This window comes from Pseudomonas sp. BP01, assembly GCF_022760795.1.
Taxonomy (GTDB): Bacteria; Pseudomonadota; Gammaproteobacteria; order Pseudomonadales; family Pseudomonadaceae; genus Aquipseudomonas; species Aquipseudomonas putida_Q.
Genome location: NZ_JAFBKA010000001.1, coordinates 124,028 through 144,088, shown reverse-complemented (window position 1 = coordinate 144,088; position 20,061 = coordinate 124,028). Strand labels below are relative to the sequence as shown.

The 20,061-nt window shown below is 63.4% G+C and carries 16 protein-coding genes; 14 read left to right on the top strand and 2 right to left on the bottom strand.

Going from position 1 to position 20,061, the window contains the following annotated elements; translation table 11 throughout:
• The first annotated feature begins 119 nt into the window (after window positions 1-119).
• The 14 genes from flhA to JOY50_RS00535 all read left to right on the top strand — a co-directional run bounded on the left by flhA (window position 120) and on the right by JOY50_RS00535 (window position 14,379).
• Window positions 120-2,249, top strand: a complete 2,130-nt coding sequence (flhA, locus tag JOY50_RS00600; protein ID WP_132845416.1) for a flagellar biosynthesis protein FlhA — start codon at window positions 120-122, stop codon at window positions 2,247-2,249.
• An 11-nt stretch (window positions 2,250-2,260) separates the two neighbouring features.
• The gene (gene flhF, locus JOY50_RS00595) at window positions 2,261-3,568 is read left to right on the top strand and encodes a flagellar biosynthesis protein FlhF (protein WP_019472907.1); all 1,308 of its coding nucleotides are present in this window, start codon (window positions 2,261-2,263) and stop codon (window positions 3,566-3,568) included.
• A 93-nt stretch (window positions 3,569-3,661) separates the two neighbouring features.
• Window positions 3,662-4,495, top strand: a complete 834-nt coding sequence (gene fleN / locus JOY50_RS00590; protein ID WP_016488415.1) for a flagellar synthesis regulator FleN — start codon at window positions 3,662-3,664, stop codon at window positions 4,493-4,495.
• Window positions 4,492-5,232, top strand: coding sequence for an RNA polymerase sigma factor FliA (gene fliA, locus JOY50_RS00585; protein WP_019472908.1), 741 nt, complete (start codon window positions 4,492-4,494; stop codon window positions 5,230-5,232). The genes fleN and fliA overlap by 4 nt, the downstream gene beginning before the upstream one ends.
• A gap of 120 nt (window positions 5,233-5,352) precedes the next feature.
• The gene (locus tag JOY50_RS00580) at window positions 5,353-5,727 is read left to right on the top strand and encodes a chemotaxis response regulator CheY (RefSeq protein ID WP_165931641.1); all 375 of its coding nucleotides are present in this window, start codon (window positions 5,353-5,355) and stop codon (window positions 5,725-5,727) included.
• A 20-nt stretch (window positions 5,728-5,747) separates the two neighbouring features.
• Complete coding sequence (locus tag JOY50_RS00575) at window positions 5,748-6,536, top strand: protein phosphatase CheZ (RefSeq protein ID WP_019472910.1); 789 nt, start codon at window positions 5,748-5,750, stop codon at window positions 6,534-6,536.
• A 12-nt stretch (window positions 6,537-6,548) separates the two neighbouring features.
• Window positions 6,549-8,792, top strand: a complete 2,244-nt coding sequence (locus JOY50_RS00570) for a chemotaxis protein CheA (protein ID WP_138737302.1) — start codon at window positions 6,549-6,551, stop codon at window positions 8,790-8,792.
• Between the two features lie 46 nt (window positions 8,793-8,838).
• Window positions 8,839-9,960, top strand: coding sequence for a chemotaxis response regulator protein-glutamate methylesterase (locus tag JOY50_RS00565; RefSeq protein ID WP_243054640.1), 1,122 nt, complete (start codon window positions 8,839-8,841; stop codon window positions 9,958-9,960).
• Window positions 9,960-10,700 carry a flagellar motor protein gene (locus tag JOY50_RS00560; RefSeq protein WP_016488409.1) on the top strand — a complete coding sequence of 247 codons (741 nt, stop codon included), beginning with the start codon at window positions 9,960-9,962 and terminating at the stop codon, window positions 10,698-10,700. Before JOY50_RS00565 ends, JOY50_RS00560 begins: the two co-directional genes overlap by 1 nt.
• Window positions 10,701-10,703: 3 nt before the next feature.
• On the top strand, window positions 10,704-11,561 hold the full coding sequence (gene motD / locus JOY50_RS00555) for a flagellar motor protein MotD (RefSeq protein ID WP_132845409.1): 858 nt from the start codon (window positions 10,704-10,706) through the stop codon (window positions 11,559-11,561).
• Between the two features lie 218 nt (window positions 11,562-11,779).
• Window positions 11,780-12,568 (top strand): ParA family protein, encoded by a 789-nt coding sequence (locus JOY50_RS00550; RefSeq protein ID WP_132845407.1) that lies wholly within the window; start codon window positions 11,780-11,782, stop codon window positions 12,566-12,568.
• A complete protein-coding gene (locus tag JOY50_RS00545) occupies window positions 12,568-13,461 on the top strand; it encodes a CheW domain-containing protein (protein WP_132845405.1) in 894 nt (297 codons plus the stop codon). Before JOY50_RS00550 ends, JOY50_RS00545 begins: the two co-directional genes overlap by 1 nt.
• 41 nt (window positions 13,462-13,502) lie before the next feature.
• Window positions 13,503-13,982, top strand: coding sequence for a chemotaxis protein CheW (locus tag JOY50_RS00540; RefSeq protein WP_003254393.1), 480 nt, complete (start codon window positions 13,503-13,505; stop codon window positions 13,980-13,982).
• Window position 13,983: 1 nt separating this feature from the next.
• Window positions 13,984-14,379 (top strand): DUF2802 domain-containing protein, encoded by a 396-nt coding sequence (locus tag JOY50_RS00535; RefSeq protein ID WP_019473465.1) that lies wholly within the window; start codon window positions 13,984-13,986, stop codon window positions 14,377-14,379.
• Between the two features lie 14 nt (window positions 14,380-14,393).
• Here the strand turns inward: JOY50_RS00535 and JOY50_RS00530 are convergent, their stop codons facing one another.
• Together JOY50_RS00530 and JOY50_RS00525 are read right to left on the bottom strand one after the other, a co-directional pair.
• Window positions 14,394-17,198, bottom strand: coding sequence for a dermonecrotic toxin domain-containing protein (locus JOY50_RS00530; protein WP_243054639.1), 2,805 nt, complete (start codon window positions 17,196-17,198; stop codon window positions 14,394-14,396).
• Window positions 17,199-17,265: 67 nt separating this feature from the next.
• Complete coding sequence (locus JOY50_RS00525) at window positions 17,266-20,004, bottom strand: dermonecrotic toxin domain-containing protein (protein ID WP_243054638.1); 2,739 nt, start codon at window positions 20,002-20,004, stop codon at window positions 17,266-17,268.
• Window positions 20,005-20,061 lie beyond the last annotated feature (57 nt).

Below are 20,061 nucleotides of genomic sequence, written 5' to 3'. Positions count from 1 at the left end.
CAGCACAAGGCTGCTCCTACAAAAACAGCATCCTCTCCAGTGCAAAGTTGGAAGGCTTCTTGCAAAGCCACGCCCAGGCGCCCCCTGGGCGTCAAAGTTTTGCATCAAGAGGACTCGCGGTGGATCGCACTCAGTTAATCACCAACGCCCGCAACAACCTGGCCGGCCTCGGCCGGGGCAACCTGGGCGTGCCGCTGCTGCTGCTGGTGATGTTGGCAATGATGATGTTGCCGATACCGCCGTTCCTGCTCGACGTGTTCTTCACCTTCAACATCGCCCTGTCGATCGTGGTGCTGCTGGTCTGTGTGTACGCCCTGCGCCCGCTGGACTTTGCCGCCTTCCCCACCATCCTGCTGGTGGCCACACTGCTGCGCCTGGCCCTGAACGTGGCGTCCACCCGTGTGGTCATGCTGCATGGCCAGGAGGGCCACGGCGCTGCCGGCAAGGTGATCCAGGCCTTCGGCGAGGTGGTGATCGGCGGCAACTACGTGGTCGGTGGCGTGGTGTTTGCCATCCTCATGATCATCAACTTCGTGGTGGTGACCAAGGGTGCCGGGCGTATTTCGGAGGTGAGCGCGCGTTTCACCCTCGACGCCATGCCGGGCAAGCAGATGGCCATCGACGCCGACCTCAACGCCGGCCTGATCGACCAGGCCCAGGCCAAGCACCGCCGTGCCGAGGTGGCGCAAGAGGCCGAGTTCTACGGCTCGATGGACGGTGCCAGCAAGTTCGTGCGCGGTGACGCCATCGCCGGCCTGCTGATCCTGTTCATCAACCTTATCGGTGGCATGCTGATCGGCATGCTGCAACACGGCATGACCTTCGGCGATGCCGGCAAGGTGTATGCCTTGCTGACCATCGGTGACGGTTTGGTGGCGCAATTGCCATCACTGCTGCTGTCCACCGCCGCCGCGATCATGGTTACCCGCGCCTCGGGCTCCGAGGACATGGGCAAGCTGATCAACCGGCAGATGTTCGATTCGCCCAAGGCCCTGGCGGTGTCCGGCGCGCTGATGATCGTGATGGGGCTGGTGCCGGGCATGCCCCACGTGGCCTTCCTCAGCCTTGGCCTGCTGGCCTGTGGCGGCGCCTACCTGGTGTGGAAGAAACAGCACAAGGCCAAGCTGGACGCGCAGCAGGAGGCGCAGCGCCAGCAAGACCTGCTGCCCTCGCCGCAGCGCGCGCTTGATACCAAGGAGCTGGGCTGGGACGACGTGACGCCCATCGACATGATCGGCCTGGAAGTCGGCTACCGGCTGATCCCGCTGGTCGATCGCAACCAGGGCGGCCAGTTGCTGGCGCGGATCAAGGGGGTGCGCAAGAAACTGTCCCAGGACCTGGGTTTCCTCATGCCCACCGTGCACATTCGCGATAACCTCGACCTGCAGCCCAGCGCCTATCGCCTCACCCTGATGGGGGTGATCCTGGCAGAAGCGGAGATTTACCCCGACCGGGAGCTGGCGATCAACCCCGGGCAAGTGTTCGGCACCCTGAACGGGATTGCCGCGCGTGACCCGGCGTTTGGCCTGGAGGCTGTGTGGATCGACGTCGGCCAGCGGTCCCAGGCGCAGTCGCTGGGCTACACCGTGGTCGACGCAAGCACCGTGGTGGCCACCCACCTCAACCAGATCCTGCAGAAGCACTGCCACGAGCTGATCGGCCACGAAGAGGTTCAGCAACTGTTGCAGGTACTGTCCAAGGCATCGCCTAAACTGGCAGAAGAGCTGGTGCCGGGTGTCATTTCCTTGTCGGGCCTGCTCAAGGTGCTGCAAGCGCTGTTGTCGGAACAGGTGCCGGTGCGTGATATTCGCAGTATCGCCGAGGCCATCGCGAACAACGCCGGCAAGAGTCAAGATACCGCCGCGCTGGTGGCGGCGGTGCGCGTCGGATTGTGTCGCGCCATCGTGCAAAGCATTGTCGGCGTTGAGTCGGAGCTGCCAGTGATTACCTTGGAGCCAAGGTTGGAACAGATTTTGCTCAATAGTCTGCAAAGGGCCGGGCAAGGTCAGGAAGATGGTGTTCTTCTGGAGCCGAGCATGGCCGAGAAGCTGCAACGTTCGCTGATCGAAGCGGCCCAGCGCCAAGAAATGCAGGGCCAGCCGGCCATCCTGCTGGTCGCCGGCCCGATCCGCGCCATGCTGTCGCGTTTCGGTCGCCTGGCTGTACCGAATTTGCATGTTCTGGCGTATCAGGAAATACCGGACAACAAGCAAGTCACCATCGTTGCCACCGTGGGCCCTAACGGCTGAGGTAGTGGATAATGCAAGTTAAGCGATTTTTCGCCGCCGATATGCGTCAGGCCATGAAACTGGTCCGTGACGAGCTGGGCGCCGATGCCGCGATCATTGGCAACCGCCGTATTGCCGGTGGTGTCGAACTGACGGCCGCGCTGGACTACAAGCTGTCCGCCCTGGCCCCGCGTGTGCCCAACGCCGAGCTGGAAGAAGAGCTGCGCAAGACCCATACGCGCATCGCCACTGCCCAGGCCGAGCTGGACCACCGCCAGGACAGCAGCGACAACAACCGCCAATTGTTTGCCGGGCAGTCGCTGACGGCCGCCGAGCCGTTGATCGAGCCGCACGTCGATGCCCCTGAGGCTGCCGCTGCCCCTGCTGCTGCGCCGGTCGACCCGCGCCTGTTCGATGCCATGCGCTCCGAGCTGTCGGGCCTGCGCGAGCTGCTGGAAGTGCAGCTCGGTTCGCTGGCCTGGACCCAGCTGCAGGGCAGCAAGCCACAGCAGGCCAACCTCTGGCGCCGCTTGCAGCGCATCGGCCTGTCCGGGCCGATCGCCCGTGAGTTGCTGGACCTGACCACCGAGATCGAAGAACCTCGCCAGGCTTGGCGCATGCTGCTGGCGCACCTGGCGCGGATGATCGACATTCCTGAAATCGAGCCGATCGAAGAGGGTGGGGTGATTGCCATGGTTGGCCCGGCCGGCATGGGCAAGACCACCACCCTGGCCAAGCTGGCGGCCCGCTACGTGCTCAAGTACGGCGCGCAGAACCTGGCGCTGGTGAGCATGGACAGCTTCCGTATCGGCGCCCAGGAGCAGCTCAAGACCTTGGGCCGCATCCTCAACGTGCCAGTGACCTACGTCGACCCGGGGCAGTCGCTGGCTGCGGCGCTGGAACCGCTTTTGCGCAAGCGCGTCGTGCTGATCGATACCGCCGGCCTGCAGGCCAGCGATCCGGCTCTGCGCATGCAGCTGGAAACCCTGGCCGGGCGTGGCATTGCCGCGAAGAATTACCTGGTGCTGGCCACCACCAGCCAAAAGCAGGTACTGACCGCCGCCTACCACAGCTACAAGCGCTGTGGCCTGGCCGGTTGTATCCTGACCAAGCTGGATGAAACGGCAAGCCTTGGCGATGTGTTGAGCCTTGCCATCAGTCATGAACTGCCCGTGGCCTACCTGACCGATGGCCCGCGCATTCCGGACGACCTGCACCTGCCGCGCGGCCACCAGCTGGTTTCCCGTGCGGTCAATGTGCAGCAGCAGGACGAGCCCAGCGAAGAGGCCATGGCCGACATGTTCGCTGATCTCTATCACAACCCCCGGCGGGCGGGTTGACCATGAAGCGTGTGCAAAGTAGCTATGCCAAGGGGTACGCAGAATTGCCCCACGTGTGGCCTGAGTCCCAGCGAGACAAGGTAAAGAACAGACATGGGTAGCATGCATCCCGTACAGGTGATCGCCGTGACCGGTGGCAAAGGTGGCGTCGGCAAGACTAACGTTTCAGTGAACTTGTCCCTGGCGCTGGCCGAACTCGGCCGCAGGGTCATGCTGCTTGACGCGGACCTGGGCCTGGCCAACGTCGACGTTTTGCTGGGCCTTACCCCCAAACGTACCCTGGCCGATGTCATCGAAGGGCGCTGCGAGCTGCGTGACGTGATGTTGCAAGGCCCTGGCGGCGTGCGCATCGTCCCCGCGGCCTCGGGCACCCAGAGCATGGTGCACCTGGCCCCGGCCCAGCATGCCGGGCTGATCCAGGCGTTCAGTGAAGTCGGTGACAACCTCGACGTACTGGTGATCGACACTGCGGCGGGGATTGGTGAGTCGGTGGTCAGCTTCGTTCGCGCAGCCCAGGAAGTCCTGCTGGTGGTCTGCGACGAGCCTACCTCGATCACCGATGCCTACGCCCTGATCAAACTGCTCAACCGCGACTACGGGATGAATCGTTTCCGCGTGCTGGCCAACATGGCGCAAAGCCCGCAGGAAGGGCGCAACCTGTTCGCCAAGCTGACCAAGGTCACCGACCGCTTCCTCGACGTGGCCCTGCAGTACGTGGGCGCGGTGCCGTACGACGAGTGTGTGCGCAAGGCGGTGCAGAAGCAGCGCGCCGTCTACGAAGCCTTCCCGCGTTCCAAGTGCGCGCTGGCCTTCAAGGCGATTGCCCAGAAGGTTGACAGCTGGCCGCTGCCAGCCAATCCGCGCGGCCACCTGGAATTCTTTGTCGAGCGCCTGGTGCAGCCCACCAGCGCGGGACCCGTGCTATGAATGCCAGCGGCTTCAAGATGTACAGCCGGGCAGCGAAAGACGCCCAGTACGAGCTGATCGAACGCTACGCCCCACTGGTCAAGCGCATTGCCTACCACCTGTTGGCGCGGTTGCCGGCCAACGTGCAGGTCGAGGACTTGATCCAGGCCGGCATGATCGGCCTGCTTGAAGTGGCCAACAAGTATGACGCCAGCAAAGGCGCCAGCTTTGAAACCTATGCCGGCATCCGCATCCGCGGGGCCATGCTGGACGAGGTGCGCAAGGGCGACTGGGCACCGCGTTCGGTGCACCGCAACACCCGCATGGTCAGTGACGCGATGCGTGCCGTTGAAGCCAGAACCGGCCGAGACGCTAAAGATCATGAAGTTGCTGCCGAACTCCAATTGAGTCTCGATGATTACTACGGGATCTTGAACGATACCCTGGGCAGCCGCCTGTTCAGCTTTGACGACCTGTTGCAGGACGGCGAGCACGAAGGGCTGCACGAGGACGGCGCCAGTGGCCATGTCGAACCTGCGCGTGGCCTGGAGGACGAGCGCTTCCAGGCTGCCCTGACCGAGGCCATTGCCAACCTGCCGGAGCGTGAGCGCCTGGTGCTGGCGCTGTACTACGACGAAGAGCTGAACCTCAAGGAAATCGGCGAGGTGCTTGGGGTCAGCGAGTCGCGGGTCAGCCAGCTGCACAGCCAGTGTGCCGCTCGGTTGCGCAGCCGCCTGGGGGAATGGCGGGCACGTTGAGCCCGGTGTCGTTGCAGTCGTTTTCCACGTGCTTTTTCCACGTTGTACCGAATTGAATGAGTGCGTGCCCGGTCGGCCGGGCGCGTTTGAGACTGCTTGGAGGTCTAATTGGACAAGAACATGAAAATCCTCATCGTTGACGACTTTTCGACGATGCGGCGGATCATCAAGAACCTGTTGCGTGACCTGGGCTTCACCAACACCGAAGAAGCCGACGATGGCACCACGGCGCTGCCGATGCTGCAAAGGGGCGCCTACGACTTCCTGGTAACCGACTGGAATATGCCCGGCATGTCCGGCATCGACTTGCTGCGCAAAGTGCGTGCCGACGAGCAACTGAAGCACTTGCCTGTGCTTATGGTGACCGCTGAGGCCAAGCGCGACCAGATCATCGAAGCGGCCCAGGCCGGGGTCAATGGCTATGTCGTCAAGCCGTTCACCGCCCAGGTGCTCAAAGAAAAGATCGAGAAGATCTTCGAACGCGTCAACGGCTGAGTCACGTCAGGGGGCGCGCCATGGATTCATCACAAACGTCATTGGGCGAGTTCGAATCGACCCTGAAGAAACATGCCCAGGAGTTGGTCGAAAGCCTGGAGCGGGGTCGTTTCGGCGAGGCGGTACAGCTGATTCACGAGCTGAACCAGACCCGCGACCGTGGCCTGTATCAGGAAGTCGGCAAGCTCACCCGCGAGTTGCACAGCGCTATCGTCAGTTTCCAGATCGACCCGACCATGCCACAGGCCGAGGAGGTGTCGCAGATTACCGACGCTACCGAGCGCCTGTCTTACGTGGTCAAGCTGACCGAAGGGGCGGCCAACCGCACCATGGACCTGGTCGAAGAAAGCACCCCGGTGCTCAACGACCTGTCCAGCGAAGCCAAGGCCCTGAGTACCGACTGGCAGCGTTTCATGCGCCGCGAGGTGGCTGCGCCAGAGTTCCGCGAGCTGGTCAAACGCGTCGACAGTTTCCTGACGCACAGCGCTGAAGGTAACCGCAAGGTTGCCGGCCATCTCAACGATATTCTGCTGGCTCAGGACTATCAGGACCTGACCGGCCAGGTGATCAAGCGCGTCACCAGCCTGGTGACCGAGGTGGAAAGCAACCTGCTCAAACTGGTGCTGATGGCCAGCCAGGTCGACCGTTTTGCTGGTATCCAGCATGACCACGATCAACTGCGCGCAGAAAAAGATCTAGAAAAACATCCGACTCGGGGTGAAGGTCCGCAGATTCATGCCGATAAGCGTGAAGACGTTGTGTCCGGTCAGGACGATGTCGATGATTTGCTGTCCAGCCTGGGTTTTTAAGGAGCACGTTTGATGAGCTTCGGCGCCGATGAAGAAATCCTCCAGGATTTCCTGGTAGAAGCCGGCGAAATTCTTGAGCAACTGTCCGAGCAACTGGTCGAGCTGGAAAGCCGACCTGACGATGCCGACCTGCTCAATGCGATCTTTCGCGGTTTCCACACTGTAAAAGGGGGCGCCGGCTTCCTTCAGCTGAACGAGCTGGTGGAGTGCTGCCATATTGCCGAGAACGTGTTCGACATCCTGCGCAAAGGTGAGCGCCGGGTCGATGCGGAACTGATGGACGTGGTGCTTGAAGCACTGGATACGGTCAACAGTATGTTCGGCCAGGTACGCGAGCGCGCAGAGGTGACACCGGCCACCCCCGAGCTGCTGGCGGCCTTGTCGCGCCTGGCCGAGCCCGGTGGCGCCGAGGTTGCGCAACCGCCTGCGGCCCCGGCACCGTCAGCCGAGGCGCCTGTTGCGGCCACGGCCCCAGCCGATGACCAGGACATTACCGATAGCGAGTTTGAACAGCTGCTCGATTCGCTCGATGCGGTCAAGGCGCAAGCGGCGGTCGACGAGCAGATGCAGGGCGAGGCTGTCAGTGGCGAAGGTGACGAAATCACTGATGCCGAGTTCGAGTCGCTGCTCGACCAGTTGCACGGCAAAGGCCAGTTCAGTGTCGACGTCGTGGTGCAACCGGTCGCCTTGCCTGTAGACGCGGCAAGCGACGAAATTACCGACGAAGAATTCGAATCGTTGCTCGACCAGTTGCATGGCAAGGGCACTTTCCAGGCGGACGTCTTGCCTGCTGCCAACGCGCCGGCGCCGGTCGCGGTTGACCACAGCGCTGCCAGCGACGAAATCAGCGAGCACGAGTTCGAGGCCCTGCTGGACCAGTTGCACGGCAAAGGCAAGTTTGGTGGTGACGTTGCTGCGGCCGAGGCCCCGGCTGTCGCCAAGGCGCAAGCGCCTGCCCAGGCCAAGGCCGACAGCCTGCCAGTGGCCAAACCAGCCGCTGCTGCCCCGGCGCCTGCGGCCGCCAGCAAGCCTGCGCCGGCCCCCCGTGCGCCGGCGCCGGCTGTAGAGAAGCATGCTGTCAGCGAAGCGGAAACCACCGTTCGCGTCGACACCGCGCGCCTGGACGAAATCATGAACATGGTCGGCGAACTGGTGCTGGTGCGTAACCGCCTGGTGCGTCTGGGCCTGAACAGCGGCGACGAGGCCATGTCCAAGGCCGTGTCCAACCTCGACGTGGTCACGGCCGACTTGCAGACGGCGGTGATGAAAACCCGCATGCAGCCGATCAAGAAAGTGTTCGGCCGCTTCCCGCGCCTGGTGCGCGACCTTGCCCGCCAACTGAAGAAAGAGATCAACCTGGAGCTGGTCGGCGAAGAGACTGACCTGGACAAGAACCTGGTCGAGGCCCTGGCCGACCCGTTGGTGCACCTGGTGCGCAACGCCGTCGACCATGGTGTCGAGATGCCCGATGAGCGTGAAGCCTCTGGCAAGGCCCGCACCGGCCGTGTGGTGCTGTCGGCCGAACAGGAAGGTGACCACATCCTGCTGTCGATCTCTGACGACGGCAAGGGCATGGACCCGAACATCTTGCGCGCCAAGGCCGTAGAAAAAGGCCTGATGGACAAAGATGCCGCCGAGCGCCTGAGCGAGTCGGACTGCTACAACCTGATCTTCGCCCCGGGCTTCTCGACCAAGACCGAGATTTCCGATGTGTCTGGCCGTGGCGTGGGCATGGACGTGGTGAAAACCAAGATTTCCCAGCTCAACGGTTCGATCAACATCTACTCGGCCAAGGGCCAGGGCTCGAAGATCGTCATCAAGGTACCGCTGACCTTGGCGATCATGCCCACCTTGATGGTGATGCTGGGCAACCAGGCGTTTGCCTTCCCGCTGGTCAACGTCAACGAGATCTTCCACCTCGACCTGTCGCGCACCAACGTGGTCGACGGCCAGGAAGTGGTGATCGTGCGCGACAAGGCGCTGCCGCTGTTCTACCTCAAGCGCTGGCTGGTACAGGGCCAGGTGCATGAAGAGCAGCACGAGGGCCACGTGGTGATCCTGTCGGTCGGCACGCAGCGCATCGGCTTTGTCGTCGATCAACTGGTTGGCCAGGAAGAAGTGGTAATCAAGCCGCTGGGCAAGATGTTGCAGGGCACCCCGGGCATGTCCGGGGCCACCATCACCGGTGACGGTCGCATCGCGTTGATTCTCGACGTCCCGAGCATGCTCAAGCGTTACGCCGCGCGGCGTATTTGATTTCGGTGGCGCACCCTGGCGGGTGGCGCCGCCTAATGGAGTGTTTATGGCAGTCAAGGTCCTGGTGGTGGATGATTCCGGTTTCTTCCGCCGCCGCGTCTCGGAAATCCTCTCGGCGGATCCGACGATCCAGGTAGTGGGTACCGCGACCAACGGCAAGGAAGCAATCGACCAGGCGCTGGCGCTCAAGCCCGATGTCATCACCATGGACTACGAAATGCCCATGATGGACGGCATCACCGCAGTGCGGCACATCATGCAGCGCTGCCCGACGCCGGTGTTGATGTTCTCCTCGCTGACCCACGAAGGGGCGCGCGTCACCCTCGACGCGCTGGATGCTGGCGCGGTGGATTACCTGCCGAAAAACTTCGAGGACATTTCGCGCAACCCCGAGAAGGTCAAGCAGATGCTGTGCGAGAAGGTGCATACCATTTCGCGCAGCAACCGTCGCCTTGGCAGCTATGCCAAGCCGGCACCGGTCGCCGCGCCTGCGCCGGCCAGCAGCCCTGCGCCCGCCAGCAGTTTCGCCAACCCGGCGCCGGCCCGCCCTGCGGCGCCTGCCCGTGCAGCGACCCCGGCGGCGCACGCGCCAGCCCCCAAGCGCAAACCCTACAAGCTGGTGGCCATCGGCACCTCGACGGGCGGCCCGGTGGCCCTGCAGCGGGTATTGACCCAGCTGCCGGCCAACTTCCCGGCGCCGATCGTGTTGATCCAGCACATGCCGGCGGCGTTTACCAAGGCCTTTGCCGAACGCCTGGACAAGCTGTGCCGCATCAGCGTGAAGGAAGCCGAGGACGGCGACGTGCTGCGCCCAGGGCTGGCCCTGCTGGCCCCCGGTGGCAAGCAGATGATGATCGACGGCCGTGGCACGGTGAAGATCCTGCCCGGTGACGAGCGCCTGAACTACAAGCCTTGCGTGGACATCACCTTCGGTTCGGCCGCGAAATCATACGGCGACAAGGTGCTGTCGGTGGTGCTCACCGGCATGGGCGCCGATGGTCGCGAAGGTGCGCGCCTGCTCAAGCAGGGTGGCAGTACCGTGTGGGCGCAGGATGAAGCCAGCTGCGTGATCTATGGCATGCCCATGGCCATCGTCAAGGCCAACCTGGCCGATGCGGTATACAGCCTGGACGAAATCGGCAAGCACCTGGTGGAGGCCTGCGTCTGATGGACGTGCTCAGCCTGATCGGCCTGATTCTCGCTTTTGTCGCCATCGTCGGTGGCAACTTCCTGGAGGGGGGGCATGCCGGTGCCCTGGTCAACGGCCCTGCAGCGCTGATCGTGTTGGGCGGCACCCTGGCGGCAGCCTTGTTGCAGTCGCCGCTGTCCTCCTTCAAGCGCGCCTTGCAGATTTTGCGCTGGATCCTGTTCCCGCCGCGGGTCGACCTGGCGGGTGGCATAGACCGCGTGGTGAACTGGAGCCTGACCGCACGCAAGGAAGGCCTGCTGGGCCTGGAAGGCGTGGCCGATGCCGAGCCCGACCCGTATGCGCGCAAGGGCCTGCAGCTGCTGGTGGACGGCGCCGAGCCAGAAGCCATCCGCAGTATCCTTGAAGTCGATTTTCTGACCCAGGAAAGCCGTGACATCCAGGCTGCCAAGGTGTTCGAGAGCATGGGCGGCTACGCCCCGACCATCGGCATCATCGGTGCGGTGATGGGCTTGATCCACGTGATGGGCAACCTGGCCGACCCGTCACAGCTGGGCAATGGCATTGCCGTGGCCTTTGTCGCCACCATCTACGGCGTGGCCAGCGCCAACCTGATCCTGCTGCCGATCGCCAACAAGCTCAAGGCCAACGTCATGCGCCAGTCGCGCTATCGCGAGATGCTGCTCGAAGGCTTGTTGTCGATTGCCGAGGGTGAAAACCCGCGCTCGATCGAGTTGAAGCTGCAAGGCTTCATGGAGTAACCCATGCGTCGCCGTCGTCATACCGAGGAACACGAAAACCACGAACGCTGGCTGGTGTCGTACGCCGACTTCATCACCTTGCTGTTCGCCTTTTTTGTGGTGATGTACTCGATTTCCTCGATCAACGAGGGCAAGTACAAGGTCATTTCCCAGGCCTTGCTCGGGGTGTTCAACGACCCTGAGCGCAGCATGAAACCGATCCCCATCGGCGATGAGCAGCCGTTGAGCGTGCGCCCGGCAGAGCCGCTGGTAAAAGACAGCGAGCAGACCGAGGCGGGCCTGGCGGCGACCAATGTGGACCCGTTGAAAACCATCAGCGATGACGTGCGCGATGCCTTTGGCGACCTGATCAACAGCAACCAGATGACCGTGCGCGGCAACGAGTTGTGGATCGAGATCGAGCTGAATTCATCGCTGCTGTTCGGCAGTGGCGATGCCATGCCCAGCGACAAGGCGTTTGCCATCATCGAGAAGGTGGCCAATATCATCAAACCGTTCGCCAACCCGGTGCATGTCGAAGGCTTCACCGACAACCTGCCAATCCGCACAGCGCAGTACCCGACCAACTGGGAGCTGTCGTCGGCACGGGCGGCCAGCATCGTACGCCTGCTGGCCATGGAAGGGGTCAACCCGGCGCGCATGGCCTCGGTGGGTTATGGCGAGTACCAGCCGGTGGCCGGCAATGACACGGCCGAAGGCCGCGCGCGTAACCGCCGGGTGGTGTTGGTGATTTCCCGTAACCTGGAAGTGCGCCGCAGCCTGACCGGCTCGGGCAGTGCCCATGCCACGCCCGATGCCGCATTGCGCCGGGCTGGCACACAAAGTGCACCTGCAACGCCAGCAACGGTGGCGGGGCAGTGATCCGTCAATTCCCCGTCGCTGCATTGTATTGAAAGTGACTCCGTCCCCTGTGGGAGCGGGCATGCCCGCGAAGTAGGCGACGCGGTGGATGGCACCGGCTGCGCCGGTGTTCGCGGCGGTTCGACGCTTCGATGAGCCCGCTCCCACAGGGATCGTGCCGGCTCTTGGATAGTAGTTTCTACAGTGTCCCTGCCAAATCAATAGATAGAGTTTGCTTGATGAGAGTCTGGGCAGTAGCCAATCAAAAAGGTGGCGTCGGCAAGACCACCACAACCATCGCCCTGGCGGGCCTGCTGGCTGAGGCAGGCAAGCGCGTGGTCGTCGTCGACCTCGATCCGCACGGTTCGATGACCAGCTATTTCGGGCACAACCCCGATGCCTTGGAGCACAGCTGCTACGACCTGTTCCTGCACAAGGGCGTAGTGCCCGACGGCCTGCCCGGGCAGTTGCTGCTATCGACCAGCGACGAACGCATTTCGCTGTTGCCGTCGAGCACCGCACTGGCGGTGCTGGAGCGCCAGTCGCCGGGGCAGAATGGCCTGGGCCTGGTGATCGCCAAGAGTCTGGCGCAGCTGTGGCAGGATTTCGACTATGCCGTGATCGACAGCCCACCCTTGCTGGGCGTGCTGATGGTCAATGCCCTGGCCGCCAGCCAGCAGCTGGTGATCCCGGTGCAGACCGAGTTTTTGGCGGTAAAGGGCCTGGAACGCATGGTGGGCACCCTTGCCATGATCAACCGCTCGCGCAAGCAGGCGCTGCCGTACCAGATCGTGCCAACGCTGTTCGACCGCCGTACCCAGGCATCCCTGGGCACACTCAAGCTGCTGCGTGATACCTACGGCCAACAGGTGTGGCAGGGCTATATTCCGGTGGATACGCGCCTGCGCGATGCCAGCCGCAAGGGTGTCACGCCTTCGCAGTTCGACAGCAAGAGCCGCGGGTTGATTGCTTACCGGGCGCTGCTCAAGCACCTGCTGACCTACAAGACTGCAGGGCAGGTGGCCTGATGACCCAGACCCGACACACCAGCACCCGGCCACAGATGGCCCTGCAGTCGTACCTTGATGGCCTGCTGCAGGAGGCCACCGAAGCCGAAGACCTGTTGGAACCGCCAGCCGCGCCGGACGAGTTCGCCGAGGCGGTGCGCGAGGAACAGGCACGCGATGCCCGTCAGCGGGCCCGACCGGTGCCCGCCGAAGCCCCTGCCAGCCTTGCCCCACGGCCGTTCGCCGAACCCAGGCTGGCGGTGTTGCCCAGCGTGATGCCGGTAGAAGCGCCGGTGGTGACGGTGGTCGAGCAGGAGGTGATCGCCGAGGCCGCCATCCCGGTGCTGGTCGAAGAACAAACCGTGGAACCGGCACTGCCGCTGGTCGATGTGCACCTGCCGGCGCCCAACCTGCCGGTGCCGCCGGCCACCGTCGACGGCCGCCCCGTGTGGGCGGCCGAGCCGTTCGAATGCCTGTTGTTCGACGTCGCCGGCCTCACCCTGGCGGTGCCGTTGGTGTGCCTGGGGTCGATCTACAACCTGGCCGGTCAGGAGCTGACGCCGCTGTTCGGCCAGCCTGACTGGTTCCTCGGCATCCTGACCTGCCAGGCCGGCAACCTGAAGGTGCTGGACACCGCCCGTTGGGTAATGCCCGACCGTTACCGCGACGACTTTCGTCAAGGCCTGAATTACGTGATTTCCGTGCAGGGCTACGAATGGGGGTTGGCCGTGCACCAGGTCAGCCGCTCGCTGCGCCTGGACCCGTCCGAGATCAAGTGGCGTAGCCAGCGTGGCCAGCGGCCTTGGCTGGCCGGCACGGTGATTGAACATATGTGTGCACTGCTCGACGTCGCGGCACTGGCCGAGCTGATCGCCAGCGGCGCGGTCAAGCAGATGCACGCCAAACAGAAATGACACCGAATACACCGCCAATGGCGGATTTTGAGGGTAGGGGAATGAAAAAGTCGTCTGCACAAGGTTCCGAAGATCCGATCCTGCAGTGGGTTACCTTCCGTCTGGACAACGAGTCCTACGGCATCAACGTGATGCAGGTACAAGAAGTGCTGCGCTACACCGAGATCGCCCCGGTGCCGGGTGCGCCAAGCTACGTGCTGGGCATTATCAACCTGCGCGGCAACGTGGTGACGGTGATCGACACCCGTCAGCGTTTTGGCCTGATGCCGACCGAAGTCACCGACAACACCCGTATCGTCATCATCGAAGCCGACAAGCAAGTGGTCGGCATCCTGGTCGATAGCGTGGCCGAGGTGGTGTACCTGCGTCAGTCCGAAATCGAAACCGCGCCGAACGTGGGTAACGAAGAGTCGGCCAAGTTCATCCAGGGCGTGTGCAACAAGAATGGCGAACTACTGATCCTGGTCGAGCTGGACAAGATGATGACCGAGGAAGAGTGGTCCGAGCTGGAGAATATCTGAGTTGATCCTACAGGTTGCTGTCATCTTCCTGGCGCTGGTCTGGGCGCTGAGCCTGTGGTTTTTCCTCAACTACAGCAAGCGCCAGCGCGAGCTGGCTGCGCAGCAGGCCGAGGGCGATGCGCTGCGTGACCAGCGCATCAAGGACCTGGCCAAGCGCCTGGACGACTACCAGAACGGTACCGTGCACATGGGTGAGGCGCTGCACGAACTGAGCCTGGTGGTTGCCCCGTTGCCTGACAAGATCCAGCAGCTGGAGCAGCGCGACCCCAACAACGTCACCTTTTCACAGGCGGCCAAGCTGGTCGGCATGGGCGCCAGCGTGGCCGAGCTGACCGAAAGCTGTGGCCTGACCCAGGCCGAGGCGGAGCTGATGAGCAAGCTGCACCGCAGCGGGTAATCTGGCTTACCGCCTCAGGGCCTGGCCCACGAGCCGTATGCACCCACGCGGGCAACCCGGTTCAACGGCAGTAATTGCCGTTGCGCTGCCTGCACCGCCGGCAGGTCGACGACCGGATAGGCGTTGATCCGCCGGATGGCATACAGGTTGGTCACCTGGCGCATGACCCTTAGCAAGGGCAGACGCTGATCAATTACATCGCTGAGCAGTTGCGGCCCGGTGAGGCGGCTGAGCGTGGTGGCGTAGCGGTAGAAGCCTGCCCGATCGGTTTCGGCCAAGGGCTTGCTGTCATAGAAGCTGGGTTCGTCAAGGTAGCGGGCGTGCATTTCTTCAAGGATGGCGCGCAGGGTGGGATTGCCTGGGTGACTGCCGATCATGCTGTTGTTGTACAGGCAGCGCATGCCCATGGTTTCGTTGGCCATGGGTGGGTACAGCAGCAGGCCGTCATGGCTGGTGCTCAGCTCAACGTCGACCAATGCCTCACCGGGCTCGGCCTGCGCTGTTCCTTCAGGAGTGGCGGGGCGCTCGCCAGCGGCCAGCAGGCTATCGTCGACGTCCAGGTACAGGCCACCTTCGGCTTCCAGCAACGCGTAGCGCAAAATGTCCGACGCCGATGCGTAGTTGCTGGCCACCCCGCCATTGCCATCGATCGCGGCTGCGTACTGCAGGTAGTTGTCGCTGGCCCTGAAACGGGCATAGAACGGCTGGTCCTCCAGCGGCAGCACGCGAACGTCGGGGACACGGTCGGCCAGCAGGCGCAGGTTTTCCTGGTAGGCGGTTGGCGTACGGGTGGAGAGGTATAGGCGCAGCGTGTAGCCGCTGCCGCGGACGAGTTCGGCGTTGCGCGCGAGGTTGGCCAGCAGGGTATCTTCGATCACCCGGTTGCCAACCCAGATGTTGAGGATCTGCCTGGGGATGGGGCGCAACGTGTCGGCCGCAGGCAAGGGCAACTGCACGGGCAACTGCAGGTCGATACCCAGCGCCCGCAGGGTGTTCGCGCGCATCTCGTTGCTGACCGTGCGACGGCCCACGGTGACCGGCACCAGATCGCGCGAGCCGGGGGCCGCCTGGAAATACGTAGGGTCGACCTCATTGAGGTCGCTTTCGAGTATGAACGCATCCGCTGCCACGTCGTACACCACATCCACGAAATAGTCGTCGATCGACGCGCTCAATGTGTCGGGCATGCCGTTGTACCGGGGCGTTCTGAGGACCGCACCGGCGACCAGCGGATCGGCGCCGGGCAAGGGTGCAACAGTTCCTGGCAGGTGAAAATAATCCTCCACCTCTGCGGCGGCTGCCAGTGGCAGCTTTGGCGGGTACAGTGGGCTCAAGGGGTAACCGAGTTGCTCGTTGATGCGGCTGGGCACGACGAAACCGTCGTACTTGAAGCTAAACAGCGCGGGCGCCCGGGTTACCCCGGCGTGAATCAGCGGTACGGCGTTGAGCAGCCCGAACACCGCGTTGCTGACGCCCTCGGCCTTGGCCTGGGCATGCTTTGCGTTGATGGCCTGATCCAGGCCCAGCCCGAACTGTGCGGCGCCAGCGGCGGCAAACAACGGCGTCAACTCGGGCACCACCAGCGCCAACGGGGCCAGCAGGTTGATCGAGGCATCGAGGTAGCCACGCCACTTCGCCTTGGTCACGTCGCTGTTGCTGGTGACGATGAAGTCGGCATCGCGGTAGCTGCGCTGTTTGTGGCGCCTGGCCAGGGCCAGGAACAGGTCTTCGCTGAGCGGCGGGCTGTAGGTGGTGGGCTTGTAATTGATGTAGTCGCGGGGCGACCAGATGCCTTCAGTGGTGAAGCTGGCGCGGTTGCTGTCCAGATGGTAGGGCTGCGGATAGCAGCCCAGGCCGCTCAGGGCCGTGTGCAGGCCGCTGTAGCTCAACCCGTCCTCGCGGTCAGCGAGGGCGAAGTGCGCTTGCACGGCTTCGCGCTTGCGCGGGTCCTGGCACTGCTTGGCGAGCCAGTCCTGCATCTGTGCTTCATCGCTGAACTCATGCAAGGGCGAGGCATTGCCGGGGATGTACAGCAGGGTCAGCGCGGTGACGGTGTCATGCAGGCACAGCAGGTCTGTGCTGACGTAACCATAGACATTGAGCAGGCTGGCGCGAATTCGCGGCTTGCTGCCGGGTTTGCCGTTGCCACGCATCACCGGGCCTGGCCGCTCCAGCCCGGCAGCTTGCCAGGCCAGCCTGCGCCCGGCATCGCTGAGGCTGCCTTCGCTGACCTGTTTGTTGCAGGCGGTGATGAAGCTGATCTTCGCCGCCTTGCGGTAGGTGTCCAGGCCTTCGGCCCAGTAACGGTCAAGTGTGGCTTTGTAGTGGTTGTGGAAATCCAGCTGCCAGATGAACGCCTGGAAGTCTTCGGCTGGCAGTTGCACGTGGGTCCGGGCGCTATAGTCGGCGTTTTCGGTCTGTCGGAACAGGCCGTTGTACACCGAGTACTCGGCGCCGTAGTGAATCAGGCCCTTGCCATGCAGGGCGCCGACGATGGTCAACGGGCCCTCGGGAAAATGGCCGCCCCAGGGCGCACCCAGCGCTGCGCCGATCAGGTTGTTGCTGGATTCACCCTGCCAATTGGCCAGCACGGCCTGGGTCAGGGTCATCTTTTCTGTGACTACACCCACCCAGCCGCGGTCCGGGGCGAACTGGTAATGCAGGGTGACTGCGTCGGTGGCGTCCGGGTCCAGCGTCAGGCCGCGCGCGTCGGCCCAGCGGCGGATGGCGTCTGCGGCAGCCCGGTCCGGGCGCGGGAACGCCGCCAGGCTATCGCGCACGTACTGCACGCCTTTGTCATTGAGGTAGCGGGTATTCATGCGGTATGCACCTTTGTCGGTAGAAGGCCGACAAAGGTGGTGCCAGGGCAGCCACGCAAGGGGCTAACTATGTATCGGGCTGCGGATCAGGGAATGCCCAACTATGTTGCTGCCCCATATGGGCGATGCGGTCCAGGGGGACCTGTTCGCGCAGTACCTCGCTGAACTGGCGCAGGTTCAACGTGGCGTGCAGGTCGTAGACCGGCGAGACCAGCAGGTGGCAGATTTCGCGCAGTTGCCTAAGCAACGGCAGCCGCTCGTCGATCACGTCATTGAGCGCGCCGGGGCCGGAGATCAGGTTCAGGCGCCGCGCATAAGCCTGGAACGGCAACGGCTGCAGCTTTGGGTCTGGGCGGCTGTGGTAGAACTCCGGGGCCAGGTGGTAGCGGCGCAAAATCTCGTCGGATACCGCGTCCAGGGTCGGGTTGTTCGGGTGACTGGCGATCATGCTGCTGTTGAATTTGATATACATGCCCAGCTGGTCGTTCGATACCGGCGGCGCCAACAGCAGGCCGTCCGGGGTAACCTGGAGCGTGCAATTGGCCAAAGGCGGGCGCGCTTCGGCAGCGCTGGCGGATAGCAGCCGGTCGTCCGCGTCCAGGTACAGCCCGCCATAATACCGGAGCAGGCGATAACGCAGGATATCGCACGCCGAAGCGAAGTTGCGCCCAACGCCATTCTTGCCTTGGAGCGCGTCGAGGTACTGCGGGTAGTAAACCGAGCGGCTGAATTCCTGAAAAAAGCCCTGGTGCTCCAGTGTCAGCACCTGCGCACCCTCGGCACGCGCGCCGAGCGTGCGAAGGTTGAACTCATAGCTGGCAGGGTGCTGGCGCGACAGGAAAATCTGCAGGCGATACCCGCTGGCGCGGGCGACCTGGGCATTATGCACCAGTGTTTCGAGGAACTGGCCCTGCAGCGGTTGGTCGCCCACCCACACACTGCTGATGAGCTTTGCAAGGGGCATGGTCTGCTGCTGGGTGTACAGCGAGTAGTCGACCGGCAGGTCCAGGTCGATGCCCAGCGCATGCAGGGTGGCCATGCGCTGCTGGTCGGTGGCAACGCGTCGCTCGGTCGACAGGCTCAGTGCCGTGTCGCCTTCGTTGGCCACTCGCCAGCGGGGGGGCGCAACCCACTGGTTATCGCGCGAGCGGATGAAACTGTCACTGGAAAACTCATATTCGACCCATTCGCTGACCAGGCCATCGCGGGTCTGCAACCAGGCCATGAAGCGGTGCCTCAGGTTTTCGTCGACCCGCGTCACCAATGCGCCTGTGGTGTTGGAGACGACCGCCTGTTCGCGAAAGGCCATTTCCACCGAATCCAGGGCCGGTGCCTCCGGTGCCGCGCCGATCGGTGCGCCGAGCATTTCGCTCAGCCGTGCGGGGCTGAAAAAACCTGGCCGGGTATAGCGAAACACGGCTGCGGGCCTGCCGATGGCGTTGGCCGCCGTGGGCAGTGCATTGAACAGGCCAAATGCCTGGTTTGCCGCCCCGTCGGCCTTTGTACCCAGGCTCTTGCCGTTGATCGCCTGGTCCAGGCCCAGGCTGAACTGGGCCAGGCCATCGCCGATCAGTAGCGGGGTCAGTTCGGGTAGCACGATGACCAGCGGCGCCAGTATTGCGCTGGCCAGTTGCAGGTAGCTGCTCCAGCGGGCTTTGTTGATGTCGTGGTTGCTGGTGATCTGGGCGTCGGCGTCGGCGTAGGTACGGTCCTGGCGGCGCAAGGCCAGGTACTTGAACAGGTCGGTGGTGATCGGCGGGCTGTAGGTCTCAGGGCGGTAGCCGATGATCTGCGTCGGGTTCCAGAAGCCGCTGGTGGCAAAACCGGGGTGCCGCGCGCTGAAGCGGTGCGGCCTGGGGTACAGGCCAAGCCCGCTCAAGGCGGTGCGCAGCCCGCTGAAGTCGAGGCCGTCGGGCCAATCGGCACGGGCGAAATGGTCCAGTAGTGCCTCGCGTTTATGTGCCTCCTGGCATTGTGCCGCGAACCAGTGTTGCAAGGCCGACTCGTCTGCGAAACCGTGAAAGGGTGAGGCATTGCCGGGTATGTACAGCAACACCTGGGGCCCGCTCCCAGGCCTGATCTGCAGGATATCGGTGGCGCTGTAGCCGTAGACGTTGAGCATCGACAGCCGCAAATCGCCACGCGGCAGCAGGCCGGCAGCCCGCCAGGCCAGTTGGCGCTGCGTGTCGCTCAGGCTGCCTTCCAGCATCTGCTGGTTGCAGGCGGCAATGAAGGCAATGCGCAGCGCCTTCTGATAATCAGTCAGGTGATGGTCCCAGTAAGCGTCGAGGCTTTGTTTGAAATTGTTCAGAAAGCTCAGGCTCCAGAGGTAGGCCTGGAAGGATTCGGCACGTATCGGCAGGCGCGTGTCGGGGGCATAGCGAGGTGGCTGCGTGCGTCGATACAGGCCGTTGAACACCAGGTAGGGCGATGCATTGCTGAGCTCGCTTGGTGGCTCCAGGCGCTTGACCAGGGTCAACGGCCCGCGTGGTGGCAAGCCTGCCCAGTTGCCGTAGTGGAAGCCGCTGTAGCCTGCGGCAGGTTCGCCCTGCCAGTTGCCTAGCAGGGCCTCGACCAGGTTCATCTGCTGGCTGATGACCGCATTTTCCCGAAGCCGGGTACGGCCCTCTCCCAGTGGTTCGAGCTGATAGTGGAAGGTGAGCACGTCGATCTCCAGCGGCGACTGCGCGATGCATTGCGGCTCGAGCCACTTGCGTAGCGTCTGCTCGGCCAAATGGTCGGGGCGGGGGAAGTCCTGCAGGGCCTGGCGAACCAGGCCGAGATTATCTTGCGGGATGTGGCGCATGCGGTGACCCCTTGTGAAGATGGAGGGGCCACAGGGTGCGATAACGGTACTGCCAAA